This window comes from Saprospiraceae bacterium, from assembly GCA_016716185.1.
In the GTDB taxonomy this organism is placed as follows: Bacteria; Bacteroidota; Bacteroidia; order Chitinophagales; family Saprospiraceae; genus Vicinibacter.
Genome location: JADJWV010000002.1, coordinates 1830906 through 1854182, shown reverse-complemented (window position 1 = coordinate 1854182; position 23277 = coordinate 1830906). Strand labels below are relative to the sequence as shown.

The window sequence follows — 23277 nt, the reverse complement described above, 5'->3', positions numbered from 1 at the left end:
AATATTTTATAATATGTTATTAAAAAAACAAGAACTGTGCCAATATTTCGAGGAAAGGCTTGATAGTAAATATAACAGTCAGGAAATCAATAATATAGCTAATTATTTTTTAGACTTTATCGCCCTCCAAAATCACGATTTAATGAGCTCATTCGATGAAATCCAAATAAATAATGGGCTTAATAATTGGGTAGAAAGGCTTTTGGTGGGAGAGCCCATACAATATATTGCGGGAAGCGCCCCATTTATCAATTTAAATCTGACGGTAAATCCTTCTGTATTGATTCCCCGTTCAGAGACAGAAGAATTGGCAGCTATGGTTTATAAACGGCTGCAGTTTGCAGAGAATCTTAAAGTTCTCGATATTGGCACCGGTTCCGGATGTATAGCCTTGTATCTGAAAAAGCAGAAGCCTTCCTGGGAAGTTTATGCCCTTGATCATTCTGAAGCCGCGTTGAATTGTGCAAAACATAACGCAAACTCGATGTCCATAAAACTACATTTTTTGGAATTCGACTTTTTGGAAGAAGGCAGCTGGCCGGATTTACCCTGGGATCTTATTGTCAGCAATCCTCCTTATGTGTGTAATTCTGAAACCGAAACTATGCAATCCAGTGTTTTAAATTTCGAGCCTCATATGGCTTTGTTTGCCCCCGGTGATGATCCTCTTATCTTCTATAAAAAGATCGCTAAATTCGGAAAGCTATTTTTAAAAGAAGGGGGTACAATTTATATGGAACTCAATGAATTTAAAGTCCGGGAAATAGAATCCATCTTTCTTGAGTATGCATATAAAGAAGTAAACACGGAAACAGATTATCTGAATAAACCTCGATTTATGATTTGTAAGAAATGAATAAAAAATTTGCATCGCAAATCTATGGATCCATCAAAGTAAAATAAACTTTTTAGTTATTTTTCTAAATGTGGAGTGATTCGCCAAGTATATTCCCGACACTTCAGTTTCGATGTAAATTTTATTACCAATGCGCCGGAAAGGGACTTTTGATCCATTCAAATTAATGATTTCAAAATCACCTGTTTTTGGTAAGTTGATATGAGCAGCTAATTTGTTTCGAAAAAAAACCTCGTAATTATCCGTTATTGGAATTACAATTTTAGTTGGAATGCTTTTTTCCAGCCTTTCACAAGTGAATACTCCAAAACCGTGTGTGAATACCAGAATTTTATTTTTGTTCCCATCGTAAATCAGATCGTAGACGGGCACCACATCATAAGGATGTGCATTATAAGCTTCCCAATGCAGACCGCTGTCAAAACTTACATAAAGTCCGAGGTCTGTACCTGCATACAAAGTTTCTGGTTTCAGAGGATCTGCTAAAACGGAATGACAGGGCACCCGAGGCAAATGGTGATTTCCTGCGGATTCCCAATTCATTCCTGAATCTTTTGAAATTAAAACAGGATCGGATCCAAAAGATGAGGTCGCTGCGTAAAATACATTCGGCAAGACCGGATGTCCTGAAATCTTGCGGATGAGAACCCCTGTAGAGGAAATAGAGGATTCCCTGATTGTAGTTCCTTTATTGGGACTGATGTAGATACGCGACACTTTAGATGACTCGTCGTAACTCGCAAACAGAACTGTACCCGCCTGATGTTTAGAAGCATGAATGCAGATAATTTTTTCAGTGCTTGTTGTGAGATTCTTTTTTATCCAAGATAAACCTCCGTTTTCTGAGGTATAAAACTGATCTCCTCCGGAGTAAATCAAATCATACAAGAGTGGACTTCTTGTGAAAGGCGCCACAAAAGCTGATTTTGAGTTTGGAGGCAAAAGTTCTTTCCAATCGATACCCGAATTTTCGCTTTGATATAAATTCTGAAACTGGCTCGATACCAGCAATATTTGGTCATCAACAGGATGAAAACTGTTGAAAGTGCCATCGCCTAAATGAATGTTTTTCCAAACACCATCTTCATAAAGTGCCGTTTTATTGTCTTGTAGTCCAGCTAAGATTTTAGTACCGGTTTTGTTGATGGAACCGTTATATACCTGTGTACTCAGATAACCACCATTGCATTGTAGCACTGTTTTGCAAAAATCATCACTTCGGTACATGCCTCCATCTGTTGCAAAATAAATTTTGTTAGGATCTCTGGGATTAGAAATTACATCGTGAAAATCAGCGTGTATTTTTATTTTGCGATAAATGAGATTTAAGAGCTTGTTGCCTGTCCCCGTCGAATCATAATACAAATCAACACCTCCTATAAGCAAATGCGAAGGATCATCGTCTTTAATCTGAAGACTTTTTGCATACCAACCCTGATGTGAACTAACGTCTTTGATAGGGACGTAGTACTTTGTCGTTTCAAAACCATCTGTGGTTCTTAAGATGCCTTTGGATTCGAATGCCGAGGCAAAGGCTGCATAAATATGCTGTGGATGGCTTTTGCAGGATGCCAGCATAATACGCCCATCCAGATGATTTCCAGCCGGTGATTCAATGTAGTTCCAATTTTGTCCACCGTCTCTGGATTTATATAAGCCATATATATTCCCCTGGATTCCCCCTACGCCAGCGTAGAGGATACCGGGATTATCCGATTGAACTAATAAATCACTTACCATACTGGTATCAAATACAGAATACCAGTTTTCGCCTGCATCTTCAGATTTAAGAATTCCCATATTGCCGGCAGCAAATACGATCTTGCTTTGACCTTCGGGAATGACAATTTTCCAAACACAAAGATCCGGTTTCGTTAAATAGTTAAGTATGAGTTTCCAGCTTTTGCCCTCATCAGTGGATTTCAATATCCCAATTCCTCTGCTTCCTCTGAATGTCCTGTTGTGGAATCCTTTACCCGGCAATTCCATAGAATAATTCTCACCTGTTGCAATGTAAAGAGTCTCCGGCTCCAAAGGATCTAATGCGATGGCAGAAACAGACTGAACAGGAAATCCGGTTGCAACATAGGACCACGCCCGATCTCCAAGTCCGCCGCTGTTACTCCGCCATAAACCTGAACCAGCCGAGCCCATCCAGATTATTTGAGTGTCTACGGGGTTCATTGCCAGACAAAGACTTCTACCGGCAATGTCGAAAGGACCTATCGAATTCCATGGAGGAAGATCAGATTCCGTTTCTCCTGTTTGAAGTGATGTTTTTGAATGATTGAATGCTTCAATGAAATCTGTTGCATATGAAAAATCAAGCTGGATATTATCCTGCCAGGACTTAAACTGAAATGCATGAAAACTGCTGTTCAGTTTTCCCCCGGAGAAACTCATTTTTGAAAAAGGATCTGTCTTGCTTTCGCATTTATCCGTCTTGCAACTTTGGAGTAGGTGAAGAGATAAAAGAAGGAAAATTAAAACAGCCGTGTTTTTCATCTACCTATCCTCCGCTTCTTTTGGTTTGTGTATATCCGAGTTCTTTGAGAAGTCCTATTATTTTAATAACCTGATCCCCCTGAATGATGATTTCTCCATCTTTAACACTGCCACCCACACCACATTTCTGTTTGATTTGTTTGCAGATTTGTTGCAACACATCTTCTTGTTCTTCAAGGCCATAAATTATACTGGCAGATTTACCTCCCTTGAGACGGGTGTTGAGTTGTACACGAACAGCTTGCAGTTTTTTGTTGGAATTTTCAGTAGATTCCTGATTTTCAGAATCTGGTGTATGCGATTTGTTTGTCGAAAAGACCATGGCAAGATCTGACAGCGAATCCAGTTTGGTCTTTTTCATGGGGCTAAGTTAATTTATCTACGGAATACCCCGATAAGGATTTTTGAATTTGTAAATCCATAATTTTATGAGCAATTTCTGAGGTGTGAGAATTGAATTGTTCTATGGAATCTTGAATGCTTTTAGCAGAAGTAAGGGCTAATGAAGATTCGAGTTGGGCTATTTGGGCAGCAAGCAATTCTATTTCGCCAGCCTCCAGTAGGGAGTTGTTATTTTTTGCAAATCTCCTGGCATTTACAAGAATGTATCCAGCTTCATTGAGGGCATCGGTCAGGGCCTTTTGTTCGATGTCAATTTCCGCCATTTTTACAGATTCCATCAACCTCTTTGCGATTTCTTCCTGATCAAGTTTAAAGGAAGACTTTATTTCTATCGAGTGGTTGACCTTACTTCGCAACTCCGTAGCATTTACAGAAAGGATTCCGTCAACATCGATTGAAAATACGACTTCCAGGCGGGGCAATCCAGCCGGCATAGGTTCAATTCCACTTAAAACAAATTCGCCCAATTTGATATTGTCTTTGACGAATTCTCTTTCGCCCTGATAGACTGAAATTCTGATATTGGATTGCCCATCCTTGTAGGTGGTGTATTGTTTTGCAAGTTTTAAGGGTATTTTAGAATTTCTTGGGATGATGGTATCCATCAATCCACCCATAGTTTCGATTCCAATACTTAAGGGGGTTACATCAAGCAACAAATAATCTTTTCTATTTCCGGTCAGAATATCAGCCTGAATGGCTGCACCCAGGGCAACTACCTGATCGGGATTAAGCGAATCGTTTATCGAAATACCAAATGTTCGGTTTAGGATATTCTTTAGGGCTGTCAATCGGGTAGAGCCACCTACCAGGACGATTTCATCCAATTGTTTTACACTTAGCGTACTGTCCTTTAGTGCTTTTTGGCAGCATTCTATTGTCTTGTCAATAAATGGAGAGCACAATTTTTCCAATTCTGTTTTTGTAAATTGAATTTTGTGACCATAAAAAATAGATTCAAAAATGTCGTTCGAACTCAATGAAATTTTAGCTAACTCTGCTAAATTTCTAAGTTCTTCATTGACTAAATCATTTTGTTTAATAGGGTATTTATGCAGCCAAAATTGGAAAATGGCATTATCGATGTCATCACCTCCTAAAAAATTGTCGCCATTTGTTGACAGTACCTCAAAAATTCCATCTTCGATTCTCAAAATAGACACATCAAATGTTCCGCCACCTAAATCGTAAACCATGATGTGTTTGACCTCATCTCTTTGGAGTCCCATTCCATAAGCCATGGAAGCCGCTGTGGGTTCATTGAGGATGCGCAAGACTTCAAACCCAGCCAATTCTCCTGCCGAGCGCGTGGCCTGTCTTTGTGCATCTGAAAAATACGCAGGAACCGTAATGACTGCTTTGCTTAATTTTTGTTTAAGAATAAATTCAGCCTCTGATTTCATTTCCTTCAGAATATAGGCAGAAATTTCAACTGGTGAAAATACTTTATCCTGGATTAAAATATTAATGGCCCCGGAATCCGGCTGTCCAAATACAGCATATGGGAGCTCAATATTTTTTTCGCGAAGTTCCTCGATGGTTCTCCCTAACAATCTTTTGACTGAATACACTGTGTTTTGAGGATGTGCCATTCTTTTAAGCCGGGCATAATGTCCAACTTCTACATTCCCGTTATCATTCAGAAATATTGCAGATTCTAAAATGCCTTTTCCGTCAAAACCAATGGGGATAATGACAGGGTGGTCGCCTTCCATATAGGCCATCAGGCTGTTGGTGGTGCCCAAATCAATTCCAACCACTATTTCTTTGGTTGTAGTTAGATTTCCCGTCTTTAAGTCAATTCCGAATTTAGCCATCTATCCTAATATGCACAACGTAAACTTATTTAAGCAAGATTTGTTTAGCTGTGATGGTAAAAACGGCCAAAAATAAGTCGAATCAATTGTTTATTGTCTTAGCCGCTGTTTTTATTACCAATGCATTGGTAGCTGAGTTCATAGGAGTAAAAATTTTTAGTCTTGAAAAAACTCTGGGAATTCAAGCCTTCAGTTTTTCATTTTTTGGACAAAGTGATCTCAGTTTTCAATTAACAGCCGGGGTACTGATCTGGCCTGTTGTATTCATACTTACGGATGTCATTAATGAATATTTCGGAAAAAAAGCAGTGATGAAATTATCCTATCTGGCTATTGGGATGATTGCCTATTCATTTCTCATAATATATATGGCCATCCAGCTTGTTCCGGCAGATTTCTGGATTCATTCACATTTAAATTCAATAACTGATGATCAAAATCGGAACCAACTTGCTTCTGAAGTTGGAAATTACAATACAGCCTATAATCTGGTATTTGGACAAGGTTTGAAGATTATTGTGGCTTCCTTGGTTGCGTTTTTTTTCGCTCAATTATTAGACGCTGTTTTGTTCAGACGCATAAAATCTGTGACAGGAGAAAAAAATATATGGCTCCGTGCGACAGGCTCCACATTCATATCGCAGTTCTTTGATAGTTACATTGTGCTTTTTATAGCTTTTTATCTGGGTGCACAATGGCCATTGCAAACGGTTTTAGCGATTGGTACGGTAAATTACATCTATAAATTAAGTGTGGCAGTACTTTTAACTCCTTTTTTATATTTATTACATGCATGCATTAAATGGTTTTTAGGGGAAGAAATCGCGATGCAATTGAGAAAAAATGCGATGGCAGACGCATAAGTGACTTTATAAATAATCAACGTAATGGAAAAGCAACTTACGAACAGAATTCTGATGATCAGACCCGCACATTTCGGATTCAATAACGAAACGGCCGAAACAAATCGGTTTCAAAGCAATGATCATTCGATAGAACGGGTTGATGAAAAGGCAAAAGAAGAGTTTGATGGTATGGTTGAGATTTTGAGAAATAACGGTGTTGAAGTCATTGTTTTTGAAGACTTAAGGAATTTGGTTTTACCGGATGCAGTTTTTCCGAATAACTGGTTTTCCACTCATGATGGAAATATCATTTTCACTTATCCGATGTTTGCACCGGTCAGACGACTCGAAAGGAGAGAAGATATTTTAAATTTTCTCGAAAAACAACAAAATTATGTAAAGCGATATAGTCTGGAAATTCTGGAGGAAGAAGGCAAATATCTGGAAGGTACCGGTTCGATGGTCCTTGACCGGGAACACAAATTAGCTTATGCTTGTTTGAGCCCCAGAACCGATATCAGGGCATTGGATACTTTTTCTATGCTTAGCCATTATAAAATTGTCTATTTCAATGCAAGCGACAAAAATGGTTCGCCAATTTACCATACCAATGTCTTAATGGCAATTGGTCATGACTTTGTAGTTTGCTGCATGGAAGCCATACAAGCCAATCAGCGCGAAATTATTGCAGATCTTTTTGCAACCACAGGAAAAGAACTTGTAGATATTAGTTTTGATCAAATGGGGAAGTTTGCCGGCAACATGCTGGAGCTTACCAATGCCGGAAATGACAAGTTGTTGGTTCTGTCACAAACGGCCTACGAAAGTTTGAATAGCGAACAAAAAGCTACACTCGAACGTCATGCCAAATTGCTTTCCATACCTATTCCAACCATCGAAAAAATAGGAGGAGGCAGCACTCGGTGCATGATTGCTGAACTATTTTGAGCCAGGATAGCTGTATAATTTATTATAAATCAATTATATATAAAATCTAATTTTATTTATAATAAATTAATATATGTATTTTTAAGTTCTCTTAACTTTGTTTGATATTCGTCCCTTCATCTAAAAAACTCAATTATGAAACAAAACTTAACGACTTGCATGGTTACACCTTTGTTGGTGCTTTGTATGGTGTTGATTTCCAACAGTATGTCATTTGCCCAAGGTGTTACCACTTCCCAATTATCCGGTTTGATCAGTGATTCCAAAGGAGAGCCTTTGATTGCCGCATCCGTATTTGCCATTCATACTCCTTCCGGTACTGCATACGCAGTGAATACCCGGGAAGATGGTAGGTATAACATTCCCAATATGCGGGTAGGTGGGCCTTATACCATTAAAGTAACTTATGTAGGTTATTCCACCGAGCAAAGGGAAAACGTTTATTTTGAATTGGGAGAAAACAAGAAGCTCAGTTTTGCTCTCAACGAAACAACTACTGAACTGACCACCGTAGATGTAATTGCGAAAGTTGGAACATTGGGTGAAATGACCGGTACCGGTACTCAAATATCTTCTGAAAAAATTGCCAACATTCCAACGATCAATCGCGACATCGATGATTTTGTTAAATTAACTCCTCAGGCTTCTACTTACTCTGATGGAATTTCCTTTGGAGGAATGAACAACCGATATAATGCTATATACATTGATGGTGCTGTAAATAATGATGTTTATGGACTAGCTTCTTCCGGTACAAATGGGGGCTCAACTGGTATCAGCCCTTTTTCGATTGACATTATCGATCAGCTACAGGTTGTATTATCACCTTATGATGTATCCTACGGTGGCTTTGCCGGAGGCGGTATCAATGCTGTAACCAAGTCAGGTACCAATACTTTATCCGGTACTGCTTATTATTTTGTTCAAAATGAAAGCCTTACCGGCAAATCAAACACCACTTATACAGATAGATACGGTCTGACCAGATCGAAATTAAACCCATACGAAGAGAAGACTTATGGATTTTCTTTAGGAGGGCCCATTCAGAAAGACAAGCTTTTCTTTTTTGCCAATGTGGAGGTTCAAAAGGATGAAACACCTGCACCATTTGATGTTGAGACTTATTTAGGGTTATCTACAAAAGCGGACCTGGAAAGTCTAAGACAAACCTTGATTTCAAAGTATGGTTATGATCCAGGTGGTTTTGGCAATACTTCTGATAAACTCGATGGATTGAAATTGTTTGGTAAAATTGATTACAACCTAAATGAAAATAACAGATTGACGCTTCGCCATAATTATACAAAAGGCGAACAACTCGACAGAACTGCAGGTTCGACCACGCGGATCAATTTTGAAAATACAGGTATTTTATTTCCTTCAATAACAAACAGCACTGCGCTTGAATTAAATACCAGATTTAAAAACAAGTACTCCAATAACCTGATTCTCGGTTATACCACTGTACGGGACGACAGAGATCCTATTGGTAATGATTTTCCATATTTAATAATCAATAACGGAGGAAATACCAGTATTCGCATTGGTTCTGAGGAGTTTTCAACTGCAAATGAGTTAAATCAGGATATTTTCACAATTACTGACAACTTTAAAATTTACAATGGTGCGCACACCATTACGATTGGAACGCACAATGAATTTTACGACATGTATAATATCTTTATAGGCCAAAATTATGGTACCTATACATATGATTCTTTAAGTGGGTTTTTAAATGATTTGCCTGCAAGATCCTATGTAAGAAGTTATTCGCTTGTCGACAGCCTTACCGGTGACGGTTCTAAAGCAGCGGGTATCTTTAAAGCCATGCAATTGGGATTGTATGTCCAGGACGATTGGGAAATTAATGATAAACTAAAGATCACTGCTGGCTTAAGGTTGGATATGCCCGTTATGACTACCGATCCTGCTGTTGATACATTTTTTAATAATACTGCCTTGCCAAAGTTGAAAGCACAAAGCGATTTGGCAAACGAAGTCGAAAGTGGAAAAGTCCCGGACGGACAACTTATGTTTTCTCCAAGAGTAGGTTTCCTTTACGATGTAAACAACAATAAAAAGACCATCATTCGTGGGGGTGTAGGCTTGTTTACGAGCCGTATTCCGTTTGTTTGGCCAGGTTCCATCTATACCAATAACGGGCTTACATTAGGGCGTGTTACACAGTCAGATATTCCTGGCGGAGCAATTTTCAGGTCAGATGTCAATAACCAATATTCCAATCCCAACTTTAAAGTTCCATCAGGACAGTATGATTTGTTTGTAAAAGATTTTAAATATCCTCAGGTGCTCAAAGGAAACCTGGGATTGGATCTTAAACTTCCTCAAGGAATTAACTTTTCACTTGAAGGAGTTTATACCAAAATTACCAACAACGTGGTCTATACGCAAATTAACAACGACGAAAACGGAGCATTCCGGTGGACCAGTTCGGCCGACAACAGATTGTACCATACCAGAAAGTCCATTGAACCCACATACAGTGCAGTTTATGTAGCCAGTAATACAGATGAAGGAGATGCTTATACCATAACTGCATCTTTGGCAAAGAATTTTAGTTTCGGTTTGAATGCATTGCTTGCTTACACCTATGGAGATGCTAATTCTCTAATGGATGCTACTTCTTCTCAAAACTCTTCACAATGGAGAGGTCAAATAAGTGTAGATGGAAGAAATACACCTACTTTTGGACGGGCAGATTATGCAGCCGGACATCGTCTGATTTCGAGTTTATCCTATAAATTCAACTGGTTTGGAAGCAAACATGTTGCAACCACGATCAGCTTGTTTTACGAAGGAAAAACCGGATCACCATATTCCTATGTGATAGGAGGTACCAGTGGCCAAAATGTCAATAATGAAGTGGGAAGTACAAGCAGAAACCGAAGCCTTATTTATATTCCAAAAGACATTTCAGAAATTAATTTAGTGGATTATACTGTTTCAGGTAAAACAGTAACCGCTGCAGAACAATGGGCAAAATTGGATGCGTTTATATCTTCAGACAGTTATTTAAGTGCAAACAGAGGCAAGTATGCTGAAAAGAACAGCAACTGGATGCCTTATACCAGTTATCTCGATCTTGCAATTAAACAAGATTTCTCACTGTTTGTAAACGGTAAAAGACATACCCTCCAGATTTCTGCAGACATTTTCAACCTTGCTAATTTGATCAATTCAGATTGGGGCGTAAGGTATACCGTGCCTGGAAATGATTTCAACAACTACCAATTGATGACTTTTGAAAAACTGGTTGCTGATGCGAATAACAACAACCTGGTTACAAAACCAACTTTTACTTATAGAGGAGGTTCTGAGAGTGGTAAAGCAAGTCTGGATATACTCAACGGATCATCCCGCTGGGAAATGCGTCTGGGTGCACGCTATTTTTTCTAGGAAAAATTCATAAAGATCTCATAAAGGCCTTGCTCTACAGCAAGGCCTTTATTATAATATTCAGGATACAGCATTTTAACAGACTCTTTTTATCTTTGAGAAAAATACATGGTATGAAGAATCTACTTTCCATTCTTTTTGTTATTGGAATGACACAACTCAATTATTCGCAAATAGTCATTTCAGAAATCATGTACAATCCTCCGGAAAGCGGAACCGATTTTCTGGAATATATTGAGTTTTACAATGCTGGTAATAATTCAGTTAATATTAATGATTACAAGATCCCGGATGCTGTAGTTTTTACTTTTCCAGATACGGTTTTACAAGCTGGTTCGTACATCGTAGTCTGTGTAGATAGTGTTCGTCTGGATTCCATCTTTCAGATAAAAGGTCTGGAATGGGTATCAGGTGGATTGAGAAATACAGATGAAGTGATTACACTGTTGGATGCTGCTGGTAATTTTGTCGATAGTGTACATTACTTCAGTTCATGGAGCAGCAGCACCAATGGCAACGGTGCCAGTCTCGAACTTTGCAGGGTCACGGCCGATAACTCCATGCAAGTTTATTGGAGAGCTTCTGTAAGTAATACCCAGCAAGAAGTAAATGCCAAAATTGTCCTGGGTTCTCCGGGTAATGCCAATCAGGTAGCATGTGCCGACCATACCGTGAATTTAATGGCTTCTTCTTTTATTCCAAACGATATCAGCATTTATGTCGGGGAACAGGTAGAATGGATCAATGGAGGTGGACTGCATAATGTTAATGGCGACCAATCGATTTTCCGGGATAATCCAGAATCTTTTTACAGCGGACCACCTGCATCAGGGAACTGGTCATTCATTCATCAATTTAATACCGCAGGTACTTATGAATACCAATGCGACATCCATGGGCCTTCCGGTATGACAGGTGTGGTAAGGGTAAAGAATAAAGATGTCAATTATCCCGATATTCCTATAGCCTTGCTTAGAACTACCAATGCCAATGGCGTCATCGATTCAGTAGATAAAAGATGTACGGTTGAGGGTACGGTCTATGGAGTCAATCTGAGGCCGGCCGGATTGCAATTTACCATTATCGACAATGCCAATGATGGTATTGGTGTTTTCCTTTCAAGCGGAAATTTAAATTACACCGTCAATGAAGGTGATGTGGTTCGCATTAAGGGTTTAGCAACACAATTCAACGGTTTGGCTCAAATTAATCTGGATAGTCTCAAGCTTCTTTCAACGGGTGCTGCACTTGTGTTGCCCACAATTGTCAACTTACTCGACGAAACTACGGAATCTCAACTTATACAGATTAAAAATGTCGAACTGGTAGATCCTATGACATGGACAAACAATCCGCTTGGTTTTACCGCAAAAATTACGGATGGCAACAGAGAATTTGATCTCCGCATCGATAACGATGTGAACATTCATGGTACTATGCCGCCCTCCGGAAAATTCAATGTGACCGGTATTGGGTCTCAGTTTGATGCCTCCAGCCCCTATTTTGATAATTATCAAATTATGCCGAGGTATTTGTCCGATATAGAACTGGTTACCAAAAATGCTGATATTAATCCTAAGGAGATTTATATTTTTCCTACGGTTGCACATGATATGATTTATATCACATCAGATGTACCATTTACCCGGATCAAGATCACGGACGTGAATGGAAAGCAAGTTATGAGTCAAAAATTTACTCATAGTGTGGAGTTGGATATGGATCCCGGAATTTATTGGATCCAATTGATTGGAACTAAATCCTTCCAGGCTAAATTTATTAAAATATAAAAATAAGATGCAAGTTGGACTTGCATTGTCGGGTGGGGGAGCCCGGGGCATTTATCACATTGGTGTCCTCAAGGCGCTGGAGGAAAAAAAGTTAGTACCAGATATCCTTTCGGGCAGCAGCGTAGGTGCGTTGATAGGAATTCTCTATGCATCCGGGTTATCTGCTGAAACTATTTTTAAAATCGCTGCTGAAGCCAGATGGTTCAAGTTTTTTAAACCACAATTACCTTCCGGAGGATTGATTGGAATGGAGTACATTCGGGAAATTCTTCAACAACACCTTCTCAAAGAAAATTTTGAGGACATGAACTTTCCGTGTTACGTGACAGCAACAAATATCTCGAAAGGAAAACTGGAAGTTTTTAGCTCAGGAAATCTGATCGATCCCATCCTGGCTTCTTGTTCCGTGCCCATGCTTTTTAAACCGGTACAAATGGGAGCCGATCTTTATCTCGACGGCGGGATTCTGATGAATTTACCGGCTTCCATTATCAGGCAGCAATGCGACTTATTAATTGGTTCCAGCCTGACGCCAGTGGTATCTGTTCCTTCCGTAGAATTGAACTCAGGATTTAAAATAGTTTCCAGGGTTCTGGAATTGAACATCAACAACAATACACTGGAACATAAACAGCTTTGCAATATTTTAATTGAATCCAATGAAATTTCGGCTATTTCGAAATATGTTTTGGGAGATTACCAAAAGCTTTATGATATGGGATATGATGCTGCTCACGAAGCTTTGAAAAACTACAAGTTCAGTAACTAACTAAGCTCAACCATCCAATCCTCTTCAGCCTGAAGGCTGACTTCAATATGTTCTTTGATCGTTGTTGCCAGTTTTATACCGACAAAACTGATTTCCACCGGAAATCGCTTATGCAAACGTTCAACGAGCACTGCTGTTTCAATGGAATGTGGAGTTGAACCCAACAAACTTCCAAGAGCATAAAACATGGTTTTGCCCGAATTGGCCACGTCATCGACAACAATGAGGGGTTTATTTTTTAGAACCGAAATGTTTACACTTAGCGTTATGGGTTCTGTGGTCGGTTTCAGTTTATTTAGATGTAAAGAAGCTTGTGTACAGATCAAAGGACTTAATTTCTTTAACTCTTTGCAGATCTCGTCTGCAAGTAATGCACCCTTAGCATGAATTCCAATCATAACAATCTCTTTGTCGTTTGAATGGCGTTCATAGATTTCCATGGCCATTCGTTTGATTTTTTGTTGAATTTGCTGTTTCTCGAGAATAATCATATTTTTAAGCCCTGATGAGGGTACAAAAATCTAATATTTATATGAATTTGTATACAGAAATATGATTCAGGCTTTAGCATTTTTAACGGTTTTGGCCGTTGTCGTTTATTTTTCCTTTTCAAAATACCGGCAAATCTGGTTGGCCATCCAACTTGGTCAGAGTGAAAATATATCAGGAGCTGCAGCATCCCGCTGGAAAAATATGCTGCTTTTTGCGTTGGGTCAGCGGAAAATGTTTGCAAAACCGGTCTCCGGCATCTTTCATGCTTTTATTTATCTGGCTTTTATTTTTACCCAAATTGAAACGATTGAAATTCTGGTTGATGGTGTAAGCGGAAATCACCGTTTTTTCGCAAACAAAATTGGTTTTTTATATCCTTTACTTATCAATACAATCGAATGGCTGTCCATACTTGCTTTGATAGCAACTATTATTTTCCTTTGGAGAAGAAATGTATCCAAAGTCAGACGATTTCAATCAGCTGAATTAAAGGGCTGGCCTTTCAAAGATGCGAATATGATCCTGCTGGGAGAAATTGTGCTGATTGTAAGCATCATGATGATGAATGGTGCGTATCAATATCTCCAGATCCAACAGCCCGATATATATCCGGATGGTGGGCGATTTTATTTATCCTCGCAATTTACATTGCCATTATTTGAGAGTTCATTGCAGGACATTGCAGTTTTTTCTGAAAGGTTTTTCTGGTGGTTGCACGTACTTGTCATTTTTGGGTTTATTGTTTATCTTCCTTATTCCAAACATCTTCATATATTTTTAGCATTCCCCAACAGTTATTTCGCCGACACAAATGAACGGGGTCGTATGAAAAACATTCCCGAAATACAAAATGAAGTTAGAGGTATGTTCGGTTTGGAAGCAGTCGCTACAGAAGAAAGTAAAGGATATTTTGGTGCTTCTGATATTCATCAGATGGGTTGGAGAAATATTTTACAGGCTTTTTCTTGCACAGAATGTGGTCGATGTACAGCAGTCTGTCCTGCAAATCTGACCGGTAAAAAATTGAGTCCTCGAAAAATTATGATGGATATTCGCGACCGGAGCGAGGAGCTGGTTAAAAAATCAGCGTTTCAAAAAGCGGAAAACGGTGAAATTGAAATAACGGACGGCAAATCCTTATTCGATCGTATATCAAAAGAAGAAATTTATGCCTGCACCAGTTGCAATGCTTGTGTAGAAGCCTGTCCGGTATTGATCAACCCCCTGCAACCCATACTTGAGTTGCGGAGATATGATATATTGATGAACAGTGGCGGACCTCCGGAATGGTTGCCTGTATTCAATAGCCTTGAAACCAACCAATGTGTTTGGGCAATGACCGATTCACGAACTCAATGGTCACAAAACAGCTGATATGAAAGTTCCAATTCTTAGTGAAGTATTGGCTCGTGGTGAAACACCTGACATCCTCTTTTGGGTGGGTTGTGCAGGAAGTTACGATGCCAGAGCACAAAAAGTAACGCAGGCGTTTTGCGAAATATTAAACCGCATCCATTATTCCTACGCGATATTAGGCGATGAAGAAAAATGTACGGGTGATCCAGCCAGACGTGCTGGCAACGAATTTTTATTTCAGATGCTGGCTTTGCAGAATATTGAAACGCTGAATTCTTACCAGGTAAAAAAAATCGTCTGTACTTGTCCCCATTGTTTCAATACTTTGAAAAATGAGTACCCGGATTTGGGAGGTCAATACGAAGTCTTACACTACAGTCAGTTTTTAGACCAGTTGATCCTGGAAGGCAAAATTATTTCCATTGACCCCATCGGGCAAACGACAGTTAGTTATCACGATTCATGTTATTTAGGGAGGGTAAATGGAATCTACGAGGCTCCCCGTAATGTGATCCGGGAATTAAAAATAGAGATCAAAGAATTGAAAAGGTCAAGAACAAACGGACTCTGTTGTGGTGCCGGAGGTGCACAAATGTTTAAGGAAGACGAACCCGGAGAAAAAAGGATCAACATTGAACGAACAGAAGAATTGTTGGCCAACGGAACTGATAAGATTGTTTCCAATTGTCCGTTTTGCCTTACGATGCTTAGCGATGGTGTAAAAGCTAAAGACCAACAGGAGCGCGTGATGGTTTACGATCTTGCAGAATTGGTACTTCAAAATATGAAAGCATGATGGATCTCCTGAGTTTTCCTGATCATTCGCGGATTTGGATTTATGCCGCAGACAAAGCTGTACCCGAAGATCTGGTTTCGAGCGTCAACGATCAGGTATTTCTTTATGCTAAAAACTGGAGCAGCCATCAAATGGCTGTTAAAGCGACCGGTGGACTGTTGCATGGATACTTTATTGTTTTTATTGTTGATGAGACCGGCAACAAACCTGGTGGCTGCAGCATCGATGGCTCCGTTCAGTTTGTTCGAAATTTAGGACAATCCCTTGGGATTGATTTTCTGAACAGACAATATCTTTATTATTTAGCGGACAATGAATTATCGTCTATCCCCCTCAATGAACTTCAATCTGCTTTTGAAACCGGCAAGATCAACCTCGAAACTTTATTTTTTGACACCTTGGTTGCGGATAAACTTAGTTTTCAAAAATCCTGGCTCAAGCCGCTGAAAGATAGCTGGCAGAGGAGGTTTGTAGATAGCATAAAGCTTAAAGCGGAAAGCTGAAAGCTCTGAAATGTTTTGATAGAAGAGATTCCATTTTGATAATTTAACGGCATCAGGACTTGGTTGAATAAAATTTTAATAAAATCTACAAATGTTATTGAAAATTTATCCAATTTAAGAAAGAACATAATAGAATGGCAAAGCTTAACTCTTTTAGCTTCCTGCTTTTCGCTTTCAGCTTATTGCGCCCCCTGATTCTTCCGCTGTATTTCTTCCAGGATTTCCTCCTCAGACTTACCCAGATTCTGAATTAATATCTGGGCATCATCGACAAACTCACTTTTAGGATATTTCGAGATAAATTCAACATAAAATTTTCTGGCTACGGCTGTATCTTTCAGATCGTTGTCAAAAAGAAAAGCTTTCATAAAACTTGCATTCTCTGCTTTGGGGTGAGTCGGATACTTTTCAATGATCCAGTCGAAAATGCTGATGCACTTGTCATAAGTTTGTAGCAGTTTGGCGGTTTGTGCAGCACTGAATAAAAATTCAGGTGATTTTTCAGAGTGGGGGAGAACCAGTGCATAGGCTTCACAGGCATCGACATAATTAAATGCAACATCCTTGTTATAACTGCCTGTGTCCGGAAACATAGATTTTGCCAATTCTGCAAGAAATTCGGTAGCAGATTGCTGCCGCTGAAGCCCTGCCATGAGCTCTACTTTGGACGGATGATTGGGATATGCTTCTCCAAAACAAATGGCAAGAATGTCTGCAGCATAGGCTTTGTCAATTTTGCGGAGGCATCTGATCATTTCAGCGAGATTGTCAGGGGTATCCTGGCGTTCGTAGTGGTTTTTGATCAGATTATTCAGAAAAATGACCATTTGACGGCAGTTATCCATCTTTTTGCTCGCTTGTGATGCCTTGTACAAGATTTCCTCGACAATCGCTTTATTATCTTTATGCTCCTGCATGATTTCGAGATAGGAAGTGAGCAGTTTATCATAAGTGGAATCCACAGGATTGCTCTCAAAGTTTTTCTCGAGTTCGGCCAAAGCCTTTCGGTCGTAATCTTTGTTTTGTTTGCAGCCAGTCAGCAGCACTGCACTTAGACAAATGAAGATGAAGTATCGCATTTGATTGATTTTCCGGCAAATTTACACTTTAAATCAGCTTTGAGGCTTTTCTGCTTTGAACGAATTTTTCAGAAGCTTGTTCGGATTAGGTGAAATTCAATTTCTTTTGGTTTCGGAGGGATCTCAGGCTTGCTGACAATGCAGGTCTGTATCATGCCTTAAAAAGCGGACTGCCCGTGATTCCGGTATTTATATTTGACCAGAACATCCTGGATCAGCTCTCTGATCGTTCGGATGCACGGGTCACATTTATTTTCAAGGCTCTTGAGAAGTTAAAATCGGAATTGAGGGCTTTACACTCGGAGTTGTTGGTAGAATACGGGAAACCCGAAGATGTTTGGCAAAGATTGATAAGTAAGCATCAGGTTCATGCTGTATATACCAACCGCGACTACGAGTCTTATGCAATCAGAAGAGATCAAAAAGTAAAATCTTTGTTGGCATCAAAAGGAATTGGTTTTTTTGATTTTAAGGATCACGTGCTGTTTGAAAAAGAAGAAGTATTAAAAGACAACGGAGAACCCTATACGGTATTTACTCCGTATAAAAACAAAATGCTTCTGAAGCTGGAGCAAAACAAACAAAATTCAAATCAACCCTTCGGTGAATATCCTGTGAAAGACCAGCTGGACCAATTTTTTAAATCAGAACAAATTCCTTTGATAGCTCTGGAAGAAATGTGTTTTAAAAAAAGCAGTTTAAACCTTCCGGACGAAAGCGTGGATGAAACATTGATTAAGTCTTATGCCCGACAAAGAGATTTTCCGGCGCTCGATGCGACAACCAAACTGGGTATTCATCTGCGATTTGGTACGATCGGGATCCGCAAACTTGCGAATGTGGCTTTTCATCTCGACCCAACTTTTTTCAGCGAATTGCTCTGGCGCGATTTTTACAGCATGATCCTGCAGGCATTTCCGCATGTCGAATTTGGGAGTTTTAAGAAAGCTTATGATCGCATTACATGGGACAATAATGAATCCCATTTCGAAGCCTGGTGTAAGGGTGAAACAGGTTATCCCATGGTCGATGCGGGTATGCGCCAACTCAATGAGACAGGCTTCATGCACAATCGGTTGAGGATGATCGCCGCAAGCTTTCTCGTCAAACATTTGCTCATCGACTGGCGTTGGGGAGAAGCCTATTTTGCAGAAAAGTTATTGGATTTTGATTTAGCCAGCAACAATGGAGGCTGGCAATGGGCAGCAGGATGTGGAACCGATGCAGCGCCCTACTTTAGAATCTTTAATCCCGAAGCACAGCAAAAAAAATTTGACCCGGATGGAAAATTCATTCAGAAATGGATTCCGGAACTGGATACGTATGACTATCCAAAGCCTATTGTGGAGCATACCTTTGCAAGAAAACGCTGTTTGGATGTATTTAAAAAGGCATTGTTGAAATGAATTTCCGATTCGAATAGAAGAAAAAAAATAGAAGCGATAAAAGTATTAGAGGAGTTCATCGACTTTTTCAAGCAGCCATTTTTTGCTCATGGCTTGTGATTGTTCGATTGCCGATTTCAATTTCTTCAAAGTTTTTTGATCGTGTTTAGAGCTCGAAAGTTCTTTTGTATATTTAATAAGTTCCAAATAGCTTTTTTTTCGATCTTCCGCAATTGATTTATTTCTTTTTACAAATACCTTGAAGCTTTCAATATGCGAGAAGAGGGGGTCGAATTCATCCAATTCATAATAACAAGCCAACAAAATGGACTTTGCTCCCAAACCATAATTCAATTCATCAAACTGAACCTTTTGAAGCAAGGGAATTGCTTGATCATAGTTTTTTTGATAGAAATATAAAGACGCAAGATTGTAGTTTACAGCATTATCTCGGAAATCTTTATTGATTTTGGGACTTAATTCAATTATAAAATTCTGAGTCCATTGAAAGTGACCCAGACGAAGTGCTAATGTTACAATGTTTTTAAAAGCCCAGGGAGAAATTTCGTTATTGATAAAAATGAGCCCTGATTTTATCGATTCATCGTAAAGTTCAAAGTTTTCTTTGTAAAAATTCAAATTGCCTGAATTATGTTTTTGAATGGTGTAATTAATTGCAGCATTTATAATATCGCGCGCTTCACTGTGAGGAAACAAATGCAAATAATCCTTCAAATGGTTCTTTAATTTAAAATAATGTTCCAGATTATCGGGCTCGATGTTCGTAAGATAAATTTGATAATAAATTGATATAGCAGGAATATTTGGATAAAAGTTCGATTGCACGATTTGAATTGCCTCTTTTAAAAGAGGCAATTCCGTATTGATGTCGATCATTTTACTCCAACTTAAAATAAGGCAATAATTGCGAAGTTTTTCAGAAATAAAAAAAATATTTAGATAATCGTCGATAACATTTAAATTTAGTTTTTGAAGATTTGTTTTTTGGATGCGAGAAGATTCGACATTGGTTAAAACGTATTTGTATTTCTCAATTGAATACAAGTCGTAATAAAATTCTCCATTTTTGTTTTGAATTTTTTCTAAGTTGCCTATCCCGGAACTAATTACCGCCGGCATGTAATCATCAAGTTGTTTGATAGATAATATTTTTAGTAAATTAGTTGATTTTGCAGCGGGGTTTTCATCATATGCTTGTTGTGCTAAAAACGAGTAAGCTAGTTCCATTAAATTGTGAAGCAGCTTCCGGAGCTTATCATAATCAAAAGATTCTTCAGAAAATAAATCATTCCATACTGTCTCCTTGGAAAGTTCTAAATGCGCACGAGACAATAGATGGGATTCAAATATTTCATAAAGTCTTAAAATTTTAGGGTGGGAATTAAAATAGGGAGACTCAAGGTATTTCCGGAAGCGCTTTAATTCCTTAAGTTTTAGTTCCTGAAGAAATCGGTAAAATTTCGAGTCCGTCATAGCTGCTGAAAGATAGATAAAATTTGAGAATCTTAAAAAGATATTGGCTTATGGCTTAGATTTACTTTGGAGTTCGAAGAAAGATACCAGCCTGATCAAATCTTGATGAATTAGGCCCTTCATATTAAATATTAATTTAATATATATATAGTTGTAAAGCAAAATCTTAATTAAGACATTATAAATTATGCTTATATAAATATAAAAAATATGAATATAATTCTTGCAAATGTGGATAAATGCTTACTTTTGTATTACTGGTTATGAAAACAAACAGGACTTACACCCTCGTTGTTCTCGGTCTGTTATTGTCGATAGGCTTAAAGGCGCAAGAAATAAATGGGCCTTATTTGGTTTTTAAGCTGCTGAAAGACAATGAAATAAGTTATATTCCTAATACCTACCAGTCCAATCGTGTTATTATTGATTCAACAGCCAATGGAGAATTCATCCTCTCTGGGAGCAAATATGACCCTGAGGTAGAATATATTCCTACGCCTGGTTTTATTGGCAAGGATACTGCAAGTTATGAGTACAAAGACCTGTATGGCAAATTTAAGTACTTGAGTTTCATTTTTGAGGTGCTCAAATCGAATATGGTCATTGGAAAAGATGTTTACCAGGTAGAGATGAACAGTGGAGATATGGATGTGACTCCCTTATCGAACGACAGCTCGACCTTAGGATCATCAGCTTTGTACATTAAGAATATCTCTTCGCAGAATAATGTTAGCGCTACAAAACTCAATAATTCGACAATAAGATTCAGTCCTCATACAGATTTCATAGGTGTAGCATACATCAACTATACCGTTTGCGATACTCTTGGTTTATGTAAAGATGCAAGTATCATCATCAATGTTGTCGATCTGGCCAATTTGAGTAACGATACTCTTTACAGGGGCACCCCCAAAGCAACACCTGTTTCAGTATCTCTGCCTCAATCGGGTTATACTTCATATAAGAATCCTAAAAACGGATACCTGGTATTTGATACGGATTTTTCAGTTCTTTATAAACCCATCACTTCATTTGTAGGGAAAGACACATTTATTGTTCAAAGCAACGGACACTATCGCAGCGTTTTTGTAGAAGTATACTCAATGAAAGCACAAAATAAAATTGTCGTAAACGATTTTATTTTTCTGCCAAAAGATTCGACGGTTGTCTTTAACATTGCCGAAAACGACATCGTAAAGAAATGGCCATTTTTACTAGATCAGTCTCCTTCCCGTGGTTTATTGACACAAATTGATAATGCCGGCAATTTCGAATATCAGCCGGAAGTTGATTACGAAGGGGTCCAGGAATTTACTTACAAAGTTTGTCCTCAAGGAACTTCCTGTGAATATGGAGTCGTAAAATTATTTGTTGGAAATTGGGAACCAGACACCAGGACCATGTACAAATTCGCTACTCCGAAAAACGTACCTCTGGTTATTAGTTACCACATTCCCATCGATGCATATGATTTTAGCTCACCGGATGACAGCGTTAAGTTTTATCCGGGTTACGATACCTTGTATTTAGACTACAAAGGTTGTAAGGATACAGTTTTTGGGTATAATCTTTTGGTTTTTCATACACCTAAGGATTATGCTGGATTGAGAAATTTTACAGTAGAATATTGCATTCCTTCTACCAACGAATGTATTGTGGCTGAATGTCAGGTGGATGTGTATGATGAATCTAAAAACTGTACAAAACATTGTGCTGGAGATTGTGTGTGGCCGGGTGATGTGAATCTTGACGGGGAAGTGACGATGCTCGATTTACTGGAAGTTGCTTATCACCTGGGTGATACCGGTAAAAGTAGAACATATCAATCTACTCCAAACTTCAGAGCTTTGAGATCTAATGATTGGGATGATGTATTGACCAACGGTTTTGCCAATTTAAAACATGCCGATACCGATGGCAACGGCGAGATTAACGTAAGCGATACCGTATACATTTCGAATTTCTACAGGAAGCAACACTCTCTGGTACCAAGACCTGTTTACGATAGAGGAGAATTTCCTTTTAACCTGGTGGTACTCACCCCCAATGTGGATTCAGGTGATTTGGCTATGATCGAGGTGCATCTCGGAGAAGAACAATATCCGGTAATTAATGCATCTGGATATGCTTATGAGCTGGATTACAATACTGATGTAGTTATAGAATCGACACTTGGAGTCGAGTTTTACGATCAGGAATGGGCAGCCCAAAATGCTTCAGTCCTGCATATGTATAAAAAGCCCTGGGATGGTAGATTGGAAAGCGCATTTGGGAGGTCCAATGGTAAGAAAGTGTCTGGGAGAGGCCGAGTTGAGTTGATTTCATTTATTGTTGAAGACGATATCGGTGGCTTCAGAAAAGATGATGACACCTTAAAAATACCATTCTACTTTAATAATATTATTGCATTCGATGGTAATCAATATAGAGAAATACCAAATCAAGTTGCACACATAAACATTGCAAAGCAAAAGCCTAATGTAATTCTTGATCCAACTAATTTACTGCTGTATCCGGTTCCAGCAGGTGATTATATTAAACTGCACCTGAATGGTAAAAATGAAATTCAAGCTCTTCAAATTTGTACAATTGACGGCCGTTTAATACAGAGCATCGATAACCCGAACGCCAAGCAGAACATCATTACATTGGAGGGATTACAAAACGGACTTTACCTGATCAAAGCAGAAACCACGCTGGGTCCCATCACTAAAAAATTTGAAATTCTTAGATAGTCCCTGTTTTTTATATAACCAGTTTAATCTAAATTGTTAGAATAAATAAGCCCCGTTAAGGGGCTTGTTTATTTTTAGGAACTTGCAT

17 protein-coding genes are annotated in these 23277 nt (G+C 38.8%); 11 read left to right on the top strand and 6 right to left on the bottom strand.

All coding sequences use genetic code 11. The annotated features are described in order from the left end of the window. Positions 1-142 precede the first annotated feature (142 nt). Positions 143-856 (top strand): peptide chain release factor N(5)-glutamine methyltransferase, encoded by a 714-nt coding sequence (gene prmC / locus IPM34_09150; GenBank protein MBK8955711.1) that lies wholly within the window; start codon positions 143-145, stop codon positions 854-856. 33 nt (positions 857-889) lie between these two features. Here the strand turns inward: prmC and IPM34_09145 are convergent, their stop codons facing one another. The 3 genes from IPM34_09145 to hscA all read right to left on the bottom strand — a co-directional run bounded on the left by IPM34_09145 (position 890) and on the right by hscA (position 5580). Then, a complete protein-coding gene (locus tag IPM34_09145) occupies positions 890-3259 on the bottom strand; it encodes a hypothetical protein (protein MBK8955710.1) in 2370 nt (789 codons plus the stop codon). Between the two features lie 106 nt (positions 3260-3365). Further along, positions 3366-3722, bottom strand: coding sequence for a translation initiation factor (locus IPM34_09140; protein ID MBK8955709.1), 357 nt, complete (start codon positions 3720-3722; stop codon positions 3366-3368). A gap of 4 nt (positions 3723-3726) precedes the next feature. Then, positions 3727-5580 (bottom strand): Fe-S protein assembly chaperone HscA, encoded by a 1854-nt coding sequence (hscA, locus tag IPM34_09135; protein ID MBK8955708.1) that lies wholly within the window; start codon positions 5578-5580, stop codon positions 3727-3729. Positions 5581-5633: 53 nt separating this feature from the next. Here hscA and IPM34_09130 point away from each other — a divergent pair, with 53 nt between their 5' ends. The 5 genes from IPM34_09130 to IPM34_09110 all read left to right on the top strand — a co-directional run bounded on the left by IPM34_09130 (position 5634) and on the right by IPM34_09110 (position 13349). After that, the gene (locus tag IPM34_09130; protein ID MBK8955707.1) at positions 5634-6443 is read left to right on the top strand and encodes a queuosine precursor transporter; all 810 of its coding nucleotides are present in this window, start codon (positions 5634-5636) and stop codon (positions 6441-6443) included. A 24-nt stretch (positions 6444-6467) separates the two neighbouring features. After that, entirely contained in the window at positions 6468-7373 is a 906-nt protein-coding gene (locus tag IPM34_09125) for an amidinotransferase (protein MBK8955706.1), read from the top strand. A 159-nt stretch (positions 7374-7532) separates the two neighbouring features. Further along, complete coding sequence (locus tag IPM34_09120) at positions 7533-10790, top strand: TonB-dependent receptor (GenBank protein ID MBK8955705.1); 3258 nt, start codon at positions 7533-7535, stop codon at positions 10788-10790. A gap of 113 nt (positions 10791-10903) precedes the next feature. Further along, positions 10904-12580 carry a lamin tail domain-containing protein gene (locus tag IPM34_09115; protein ID MBK8955704.1) on the top strand — a complete coding sequence of 559 codons (1677 nt, stop codon included), beginning with the start codon at positions 10904-10906 and terminating at the stop codon, positions 12578-12580. Positions 12581-12587: 7 nt separating this feature from the next. Beyond that, positions 12588-13349, top strand: coding sequence for a patatin-like phospholipase family protein (locus tag IPM34_09110; GenBank protein MBK8955703.1), 762 nt, complete (start codon positions 12588-12590; stop codon positions 13347-13349). Here the strand turns inward: IPM34_09110 and IPM34_09105 are convergent. Continuing rightward, a complete protein-coding gene (locus IPM34_09105; GenBank protein MBK8955702.1) occupies positions 13346-13840 on the bottom strand; it encodes a phosphoribosyltransferase in 495 nt (164 codons plus the stop codon). The two genes, IPM34_09110 and IPM34_09105, sit on opposite strands and share 4 nt — an antisense overlap. 61 nt (positions 13841-13901) lie before the next feature. Here IPM34_09105 and IPM34_09100 point away from each other — a divergent pair, with 61 nt between their 5' ends. The 3 genes from IPM34_09100 to IPM34_09090 are packed head-to-tail and all read left to right on the top strand — an operon-like array spanning position 13902 to position 16496. Beyond that, positions 13902-15215, top strand: coding sequence for a (Fe-S)-binding protein (locus tag IPM34_09100; GenBank protein ID MBK8955701.1), 1314 nt, complete (start codon positions 13902-13904; stop codon positions 15213-15215). Position 15216: 1 nt separating this feature from the next. Next, positions 15217-15993, top strand: a complete 777-nt coding sequence (locus tag IPM34_09095) for a (Fe-S)-binding protein (protein MBK8955700.1) — start codon at positions 15217-15219, stop codon at positions 15991-15993. Beyond that, a complete protein-coding gene (locus IPM34_09090; GenBank protein ID MBK8955699.1) occupies positions 15990-16496 on the top strand; it encodes a hypothetical protein in 507 nt (168 codons plus the stop codon). The genes IPM34_09095 and IPM34_09090 overlap by 4 nt, the downstream gene beginning before the upstream one ends. Before the next feature lie 179 nt (positions 16497-16675). Here IPM34_09090 and IPM34_09085 read toward each other — a convergent pair whose 3' ends face one another. Then, complete coding sequence (locus IPM34_09085) at positions 16676-17575, bottom strand: hypothetical protein (protein MBK8955698.1); 900 nt, start codon at positions 17573-17575, stop codon at positions 16676-16678. Positions 17576-17664: 89 nt separating this feature from the next. Here IPM34_09085 and IPM34_09080 point away from each other — a divergent pair, with 89 nt between their 5' ends. Then, entirely contained in the window at positions 17665-18981 is a 1317-nt protein-coding gene (locus IPM34_09080; GenBank protein ID MBK8955697.1) for a deoxyribodipyrimidine photo-lyase, read from the top strand. A 45-nt stretch (positions 18982-19026) separates the two neighbouring features. Here the strand turns inward: IPM34_09080 and IPM34_09075 are convergent, their stop codons facing one another. After that, positions 19027-20208, bottom strand: coding sequence for a hypothetical protein (locus IPM34_09075; protein ID MBK8955696.1), 1182 nt, complete (start codon positions 20206-20208; stop codon positions 19027-19029). Positions 20209-20717: 509 nt separating this feature from the next. Between IPM34_09075 and IPM34_09070 the strand changes: the two genes are divergently transcribed. Then, on the top strand, positions 20718-23189 hold the full coding sequence (locus tag IPM34_09070; GenBank protein MBK8955695.1) for a T9SS type A sorting domain-containing protein: 2472 nt from the start codon (positions 20718-20720) through the stop codon (positions 23187-23189). Positions 23190-23277 lie beyond the last annotated feature (88 nt).

Excerpts from the sequence above, each read along its gene's own strand:
- IPM34_09100 (MBK8955701.1), top strand. The coding sequence starts at position 13,902 with ATGATTCAGGCTTTAGCATTTTTAACGGTTTTGGCCGTTGTCGTTTAT.
- IPM34_09095 (MBK8955700.1), top strand. The coding sequence starts at position 15,217 with ATGAAAGTTCCAATTCTTAGTGAAGTATTGGCTCGTGGTGAAACACCT.
- prmC (MBK8955711.1), top strand. The coding sequence starts at position 143 with ATGAGCTCATTCGATGAAATCCAAATAAATAATGGGCTTAATAATTGG.
- IPM34_09090 (MBK8955699.1), top strand. The coding sequence starts at position 15,990 with ATGATGGATCTCCTGAGTTTTCCTGATCATTCGCGGATTTGGATTTAT.
- IPM34_09140 (MBK8955709.1), bottom strand. The coding sequence starts at position 3,722 with ATGAAAAAGACCAAACTGGATTCGCTGTCAGATCTTGCCATGGTCTTT.
- IPM34_09130 (MBK8955707.1), top strand. The coding sequence starts at position 5,634 with ATGGTAAAAACGGCCAAAAATAAGTCGAATCAATTGTTTATTGTCTTA.
- IPM34_09120 (MBK8955705.1), top strand. The coding sequence starts at position 7,533 with ATGGTTACACCTTTGTTGGTGCTTTGTATGGTGTTGATTTCCAACAGT.
- IPM34_09115 (MBK8955704.1), top strand. The coding sequence starts at position 10,904 with ATGAAGAATCTACTTTCCATTCTTTTTGTTATTGGAATGACACAACTC.
- IPM34_09125 (MBK8955706.1), top strand. The coding sequence starts at position 6,468 with ATGGAAAAGCAACTTACGAACAGAATTCTGATGATCAGACCCGCACAT.
- IPM34_09085 (MBK8955698.1), bottom strand. The coding sequence starts at position 17,575 with ATGCGATACTTCATCTTCATTTGTCTAAGTGCAGTGCTGCTGACTGGC.
- hscA (MBK8955708.1), bottom strand. The coding sequence starts at position 5,580 with ATGGCTAAATTCGGAATTGACTTAAAGACGGGAAATCTAACTACAACC.
- IPM34_09070 (MBK8955695.1), top strand. The coding sequence starts at position 20,718 with ATGAAAACAAACAGGACTTACACCCTCGTTGTTCTCGGTCTGTTATTG.
- IPM34_09075 (MBK8955696.1), bottom strand. The coding sequence starts at position 20,208 with ATGGAACTAGCTTACTCGTTTTTAGCACAACAAGCATATGATGAAAAC.
- IPM34_09105 (MBK8955702.1), bottom strand. The coding sequence starts at position 13,840 with ATGATTATTCTCGAGAAACAGCAAATTCAACAAAAAATCAAACGAATG.
- IPM34_09110 (MBK8955703.1), top strand. The coding sequence starts at position 12,588 with ATGCAAGTTGGACTTGCATTGTCGGGTGGGGGAGCCCGGGGCATTTAT.
- IPM34_09145 (MBK8955710.1), bottom strand. The coding sequence starts at position 3,259 with ATGAGTTTCTCCGGGGGAAAACTGAACAGCAGTTTTCATGCATTTCAG.